Raw genomic sequence first — 6,613 nt, forward strand, 5'->3', positions numbered from 1 at the left:
GCCTGCCAGTAGTCCTGCGGCGTCGCGAAGACGCAGCTGAGGGTGTGCGTGTGAAGCTCGACTTCACGGAAGCCCGCTGCCTCCAGCGTCTGTTTCAGGAAAGGCCGGCTGCCGAAGCGGAAGGGCGAGAGACGCTCGGCCTTGGGCGGCGGCGCAGGATGCGGCTCGTACGCAGGGCAGGGCATGACACCAAGGCGCCTGCGACGCCTCGCCCTTACTACCGAGAACACGGCGAGGCCGCCTGGCTTGAGCACGCGACGCATTTCCGCGAGGGACTGCTCCGCTGCGGGAAAGAACATCAGGCCAAGCCCGCACAGCACGCGGTCGAAGACGCCGTCGGCAAAAGTCAGCCGCTCCGCATCGGCGGCGACGAAGACCAGATTGTCCGCGACGGCCCGGCGGCGTCCTTCCCGCAGCGCCCCTTCGGCAATGTCGCTCGCCACCACCAGCCCGCCCTGCACCTCTGCCGCCGCCGCACTGGCCAGCACGCCCGGCCCGCTCGCCAGATCCAGCACGCATAACCCGCTGCAAGGCTGGCCGCCGCCAGCACGCGGCATCGGAAAGGTTAGTTCGCAGCGCAGCGCCCTCGGCGTGCGTGCGGCAATCGGGCCAGCAGCCGGCACGCTCCTCGCGCTGTGGCGATCGCATCGAAACTCGTGTGGCCATCCCGCGAAGCGCCAGCCCACGTCCAGATAGTCCGGCTAGCGCGTAAAGACGTGGTCACCCCCGGCAGCACCACCTGCCGGCAGCCCGTACTTCGCCACTGCCTGCTGGCGGTAGTCGAGCGATCCCGCCGCCCTCCTCCACCCGGCAGCAGAGCTCCCCGGCCCGCGACAGGCGCGGCACCTCGATCGCGCGCAGTTCCTCGATGTGCTCAAGGCGGAAATCGAAAGTCTCGCCGGTATAGAGGTTCGTCTGCGGCCCAACGAACTCGGCGAGCGAGAGATGGGCCACCACCGCCGGGTTGAGCACCGCACGCAAACCATGCTTCGCCTGACGCGGTGCGTAGATCGTGCCGCCCAGCGAAGCCACTACCGTAACCGGGGTCGCGCCCGGGCGTGGCGCGCTCCGCCAGCGCGATGGCCACGCGCGGCGAAACCGGCAACTGCTCGCACCAGAACAGAGGGCCGAGGCCAAGCGCTTCCATGTGCGCCTTCAGTTGTTTCGCCTTGTTGGATTGGGGCGAGGAACGGAAACCATGCAGATAGACAATCATCGCTCAGTTCGCCGGCACGGTGCGATCGGCCGCACGCGCGCAGGGCGGCCACGCGTTCCGCCATCACCGTCGACAGCGGGCGGGTACGGCTGATTTCAGTCAGCAGCAGCGCCTGCTCGAGCGGCACCTTCCGCGCATGCGCTTCGTACAGCGAAGACACGACGGCCTGCTCGATCTCGGCGCCGGAGAACCCGTCCGCCGCCAGCGCCAGTGCGTCGAGGTCGAATCGCTCGGGCTTTGCTTCGCGCCGTGCCAGGTGGATGGCGAAGATCTCGGCGCGCGTCGGCGCGTCCGGCAGGTCGACGAAAAAGATCTCGTCGGGCGGCCCTTGCCGGATCAGCTCCGGCGGCTGCTCGATATCGTTGGCGGTGCGGAATGAAGACGCGGCCCTTTGCGCTCCGACAGCCGGTCAGCAGGGGGCCGAGGATGCGGCGCGAGACGCCGCCGTCGGTACCGCCGGAGCTGTCGCTGGCGAGCCCCTTCTCGATCTCGACCCACAGCATCGCAGGCGCCATGGCTTCCGCCGAAGCCAGCGCTTCGCGCAGGTTGCGCTCGGTCTCGCCGAAAAAACTTGTTGGAGAGCGTGGCGAAATCCAGCCGTAGCAGGCCACCCCAGGCGCCGGCCACCGCCTTGCGGCCCGGGCTCTGCCGCCCTGCACGCCGAGCAGCGCGATGCCCTTGGGCGGCTGCAGGGCAGCGCCGGCGTCGCCGACGAAGACGTCGCGCGCAACTCCAGCCAATGCTTAGGCCGGTTCACACGCCGCCGACCTGGGCGAAGCTGGCCGTGTCGAACTCAGGCTCCAACACGCTGCCTGCGCCGCGTCCTGTGCGAGAAGGCAGCACGTGGTCGATGTCCTTGCGGGCGATCAAGCCGTCGTTGCGGATCGCCTGCCGTGCCGCCCTGCGCGCGCCGTCGTCGAGCGCCATGCCGGTCAGGTGGCGCGCCAACCAGATGCAGCGCCTCCTTCTCGCCGCGCACCGGCTCCCCGTTCCCTGTCGCGCCCAAAGCTGCATTTCCTCGCGCAGGAGTCCCTGGATCGTTTCCAATCCCGGCACCGACAAGGCGAAGCGCGCACTCATGCGGGCCAGCTCGGCATTCAATTCGATGCGAGGGCTGACGAAAACCAGTGTGCGGGCGGTCTTGTTGTATTCGTTGGCGATCTCGCGAACCAGACGCGCATTCACCGGATCGGCGAGGAGGGTGCGCGTCAGGATGTTACATGACGCCGTTCTCCTGGGTCTTGTCGATATGGCGCAGCATCGAGGAATTCGTAGGTCTGCGTGATCGGCTGGTGTTGCTGCTGCGGCTGAAAACCGTCGGCCGCGCTCCAGATGAACGGCGCCAAACCTTGGTTGAGCGCCTGCTCCAGCAGCGGCGACCACGCGCGGTTCCTCGTGGGTCGACGACGACCAGGGAAAGCCAGTGCAGGATCAGCGCCAGGTCGTTACGGGTCGTTCGTGGCGCGGTCAATTCACCACGCCCGAATAGGCCGTGCCGATGACGATACCGAAGACGATGCGGTGTCCGGGCGAAAATCGAGAAGTCGTGGGTGCTGATGTAGCGCAGCAGCCAGCGCACGCAGAGGAAGGCCGAGACGAAGGAGGCGGAAAAGCCGACCGCCCACATGCCGAGATCGTCGGCGTTGAGCAGGTGCCGTTCCTTCACCATCTGGTAGGCGGCGGCGGCAAACAGGGTCGGCACCGCCAGGAAGAAGGAAAACTCGGTGGCCGCCTTGCGCGACAGGCCGAAGAGCAGTCCGCCGATGATGGTGGCGCCGGAACGCGATGTTGCCGGGAATCAGCGCGAAGGCCTGGGCGATGCCGAGCAGGAGGGCATCACGCCAGCCCATGTCGTCGACACTCTCGACCCGGATCGTGTGCTCGCGCCGCTCCGCCCAGAGGATGACCAGGCCACCGACGATGAAGGCCGTCGCCACGGGAACCGGCTGGAACAGCTGCGCCTTGATGGCCTGGCCGAATGCCAGGCCAAGCAGCGCCAGCGGCATGAAGGCGATGGCCAGGTTCGCCACGAAGCGCTGCGCGACGCGGTCGTGCGACACCCCGCGGACGACCCGGCCGAGCGGGCGCGGTACTCAGCACCGCCAGAATCGCACCGGTCTGGATGGCGATCGGAAACAGTTTTGCCGCGCTCATCGTTGAAGTCGAGCAGGTCGGCCACGAGGATCAGGTGGCCGGTCGAGAGATCGGCAGGACTAGTGAGGCCCTCGACGATGCCGAGGATGAGCGCGTGCAGCACGGGAAGTGAAATCCATAGCGCCGGGATGGTAGCATGGAGACCGGTTCCCGGCCCGGCAAGGACATGCGCATGGACATTCGCGCGAACTCATCGAGCCTCTCGCGGGCACGCCGCGTGGCCGTGCTCACCGGTGCTGGCATCTCGGCCGAATCGGGCATTCCGACCTTCCGCGACGCGTTGACCGGACTGTGGGCCAATTACGATCCGCAGGAACTGGCCACGCCGGAAGGCTTCGCGCGCAATCCCAAGAGGGTGTGGGAGTGGTATGCCTCGCGGCGCGCCAGTATTGCCGGCGTGCGGCCCAATCCCGGCCACGAAGCGCTGGCCAGGCTGGAACAGCGCTTCGACACCTTCACGCTCGTGACGCAGAACATCGACAGCCTGCACCAACGCGCCGGCTCGCGCGCGGTGGTGGAACTGCACGGCAACATTACGCGGGTGAAATGCTCACTCGAGCAGCGCGTCGTCAGCGACTTTGCGGAGGGCGAATCGCCGCCGCGCTGCGCGCGGCGCCTACGCCCGGACGTCGTGGTTCGGCAATGCTGCCGGCGGAGGCCCCCTGGCGAGCGGAGGATGCCGCCGAGCATTGCGACGTGTTTCTCAGCATCGGCACCTCGGCGCAGGTTTACCCGGCCGCCGAACTCCCGCTGCGGGCGCTGTCGGCCGGCGCAACCGTGGTGGAAATCAACCCGGAACGCACGGCGCTCACGCGCCATATTCAGTTTGCGCTGCAGGGAGCGGCGGGAACGGTGCTGCCGCTGTTGCTGGACAAGCTGGCTGCGGCTAACGCTTGAACAGGCCTTTGAGGACGCCCTTGGATTTCTCCTGCACCGTCTCCTTCACCTTCGCCTCGACCTTGGCCTTGGCGGCTTCCGCCACCAGGCCGCCGAACTCGATGTTGTCGGCGACTTGTCGAAGGGCCGCTTACCCGCACCGGCACGGTGAGGCCCTGAGGTGATCGAGTTCCCTGCCCCGCCCTGGCCGCGGGTGTTCCTCCACCACGCTGGCCTTGGCAAGATAATCCACGCGGTCTTCGCCGATATCGATGTCGCCCGAGCCGCCCAGGCGGATGAAGAGGCGACTTCGCGCGGAGGTCGTCGTTGCGCGCCACGCCGCCGGCGATGCGAAAGGAAGCGGTCAGTTCGGAGAAATCCGTCTTCTCGGCCTGCTTCGCTTCCTGAACGGCATCCTTGCGGCCGGAGAACAACGCCTTCGACTCGCGAAAGGTCTTCGCCAGGTTGATGCCCTTGATGGCGCCGTCCTTCAGATTCACGCTCGCAGTGCCGTTGAGGCCTCTTCATCGCCGCAACCGTCGTACCGCCGGACGCGACGTCGAGCGCGACGTTGCCGCGCCCCTCCAGCACGTCCTTGTCGAGCGCATCTTTCATGAGGGGATTGATGCTGACATTGGCCAGGTTCTGCTGCAGTGCGACGCGATTGTTGTTGGCATTGACTGATAGCGCGCCCGTCAGGCTGCCGTTGTAGAGGCTGGCCGAGTGGGGTGCGACGTCGAGCTTGCCGTCGGCGGCCTTGATCTCCAGGCGGACATTGGCGGCCTTGACGTTAGACACCTGCAGTTGTCCGATCTTCACGACGCCGCTGGCGTTCAGGCCCTTGAGCGCGGAGAAATCGCGCGGCGTTTCCGCTTTCTTCTCGCCCGCCGCGGCGGTTTCCGGCGGCAAGTGCTTCCGTCTGTTGAGCCGGTCGATGTCGAGGTCAGCCCTGCGCACCGGCAGGAGCTAAGCGCGTCAGGTTCAGTTTCGCCGCGATCTTGCTCTCGTCGAACAGTGTGTTGGCATGCAGGGCCGCCGTCTGTCCGTCGATATCGGCGCGCACTCCTCCCGTTAGCGGCAGGCGGACACTCTTCATGGGCATCTGCGGGTTGGCCAAGTTTAGTTCGCCTGTGAATGCAGGCAATTCGACCGTCTGATTTTCCAGGTTGGCGGACAGGGTTGAAGCCAGGCTGCCTTTGACGGTGGTCTCGCCCTGCCGGGCGTCGAGGTCCAGCACGAATTTGCCGGCCTGCAGAGACTGACTCTTGCCCTCCACCCCCGATAGCGCGATCTTCGCATCGATAGCACGCTGGGCACCCGCCAGCTTGATGGAAGCATTGACGGTCGCCCCGCTGGCTTTCTCCGCCGTCAGCGCCAGCCTCGGCGCATCGAGCCGCGCCTCGAAGGCATCGCCCGCCGCCTTGCCCTTGGCCGTCAGCAGCAGCTGCTCGACGACGATTTCGTTCGCACCAGCCAGCTGCATGGCAGCTGCGGCCAGCGTTATGTCCAGCGACTTCATGTCGGCCAGGTCGCCAGTCAGGCGCACGTCAGATTCGCGCCGCCGTATCCGGTCGAGATCGTAGCGATACTCGCCGGCGGCCTTTAGCGCCACCGCCAGATTGGGCTGCGTGCCCACCAGCGTCGCCGACAGGTCGAACTTGTCCGACGCGGCGTTGGCCAGTCGCCCCGTTTCCAGATTAAGGGACGAGAGGATCAGGTCTTGGCCGGCCTTTTCGTCACGCCAGGCCAGTTCGCCGTTGGCGAACTTCACGCCGGCGATGTCGAAGCGGGCAGGCGGCTCCTTCTCGTCCTTCGACAGCAAATCATCGATATTCAGCCGTCCGTCCTTGAAGCGCACCACGCGGGCCTTGACGCCATCGAGCGTCACGGTATCCACCACCACCTGCTTGGACAGCAGCGGCAACAATTGCAGGGATATGCGCGCGTTGTCACCGCGGCGAACACCTGTTCGCTCTTGTGCTCGACAACGTCGTTTGCCAGACACCCCGATGGCGGGGAACAGGGACAGGGACAGGTCTCCTTCGATCTTCAGGCTGCGTTCCTTCTTCTCCTTGACCAGCTGGGCGATCTCGCCTTTCCACTTGTTGGCATCGAAGGTCGCCAGAATGAATGCCGCGACGGCGGCCAGCAAGGCCACCAGGCCGCCCAGGACAAAGGCTGTGATTTTGACGGCTCTCATGAATCCACCTCCACCGAGAAGCAACTGAACAGGTTCAGGTTAGCAGAGAATGCCGTGAGCAACTATTGGCCATCGGCAGCGCTTGTTGCGCATTCAGACTAACTTCGCAACACTAGCGCTTCTCCCAACACTGGCAGGAAAGGAATTCACATGAGCATCGTCGCGAA

Annotated in this window: 7 protein-coding genes and 2 pseudogenes; 3 read left to right on the forward strand and 6 right to left on the reverse strand. The window is 65.9% G+C overall.

Features of this window, described 5'->3' with window-relative positions; genetic code table 11:
- Window positions 1-515, reverse strand: a 515-nt coding sequence (locus IPM60_15415; GenBank protein ID MBK8909211.1) for a methyltransferase domain-containing protein, incomplete at its 3' end; no start/stop codon positions are given.
- Between the two features lie 186 nt (window positions 516-701).
- A pseudogene (locus IPM60_15420) lies at window positions 702-1,216 on the reverse strand (esterase).
- A 136-nt stretch (window positions 1,217-1,352) separates the two neighbouring features.
- Here IPM60_15420 and IPM60_15425 point away from each other — a divergent pair.
- Both IPM60_15425 and IPM60_15430 read left to right on the forward strand, forming a co-directional pair.
- Window positions 1,353-1,595 (forward strand): hypothetical protein, encoded by a 243-nt coding sequence (locus tag IPM60_15425; GenBank protein ID MBK8909212.1) that lies wholly within the window; start codon window positions 1,353-1,355, stop codon window positions 1,593-1,595.
- A gap of 47 nt (window positions 1,596-1,642) precedes the next feature.
- The gene (locus tag IPM60_15430; protein MBK8909213.1) at window positions 1,643-1,819 is read left to right on the forward strand and encodes a hypothetical protein; all 177 of its coding nucleotides are present in this window, start codon (window positions 1,643-1,645) and stop codon (window positions 1,817-1,819) included.
- A 150-nt stretch (window positions 1,820-1,969) separates the two neighbouring features.
- Here IPM60_15430 and IPM60_15435 read toward each other — a convergent pair whose 3' ends face one another.
- Both IPM60_15435 and IPM60_15440 read right to left on the reverse strand, forming a co-directional pair.
- Complete coding sequence (locus tag IPM60_15435) at window positions 1,970-2,401, reverse strand: hypothetical protein (protein MBK8909214.1); 432 nt, start codon at window positions 2,399-2,401, stop codon at window positions 1,970-1,972.
- Between the two features lie 282 nt (window positions 2,402-2,683).
- Window positions 2,684-3,485, reverse strand: a pseudogene (locus IPM60_15440) (undecaprenyl-diphosphate phosphatase).
- A gap of 77 nt (window positions 3,486-3,562) precedes the next feature.
- On the opposite strand from IPM60_15440, the gene IPM60_15445 reads away from it, so the two are divergent.
- Window positions 3,563-4,267 (forward strand): hypothetical protein, encoded by a 705-nt coding sequence (locus tag IPM60_15445; GenBank protein ID MBK8909215.1) that lies wholly within the window; start codon window positions 3,563-3,565, stop codon window positions 4,265-4,267.
- Window positions 4,268-4,312: 45 nt separating this feature from the next.
- On the opposite strand, the gene IPM60_15450 is transcribed toward IPM60_15445, so the two are convergent.
- Both IPM60_15450 and IPM60_15455 read right to left on the reverse strand, forming a co-directional pair.
- Window positions 4,313-5,203 carry an AsmA family protein gene (locus tag IPM60_15450; GenBank protein ID MBK8909216.1) on the reverse strand — a complete coding sequence of 297 codons (891 nt, stop codon included), beginning with the start codon at window positions 5,201-5,203 and terminating at the stop codon, window positions 4,313-4,315.
- Window positions 5,190-6,446 carry an AsmA family protein gene (locus IPM60_15455; protein ID MBK8909217.1) on the reverse strand — a complete coding sequence of 419 codons (1,257 nt, stop codon included), beginning with the start codon at window positions 6,444-6,446 and terminating at the stop codon, window positions 5,190-5,192. Before IPM60_15455 ends, IPM60_15450 begins: the two co-directional genes overlap by 14 nt.
- Between the last annotated feature and the right edge of the window lie 167 nt (window positions 6,447-6,613).

This window comes from Rhodospirillales bacterium (assembly GCA_016710335.1).
GTDB lineage: Bacteria > Pseudomonadota > Alphaproteobacteria > Rhodospirillales > Defluviicoccaceae > JADJXQ01.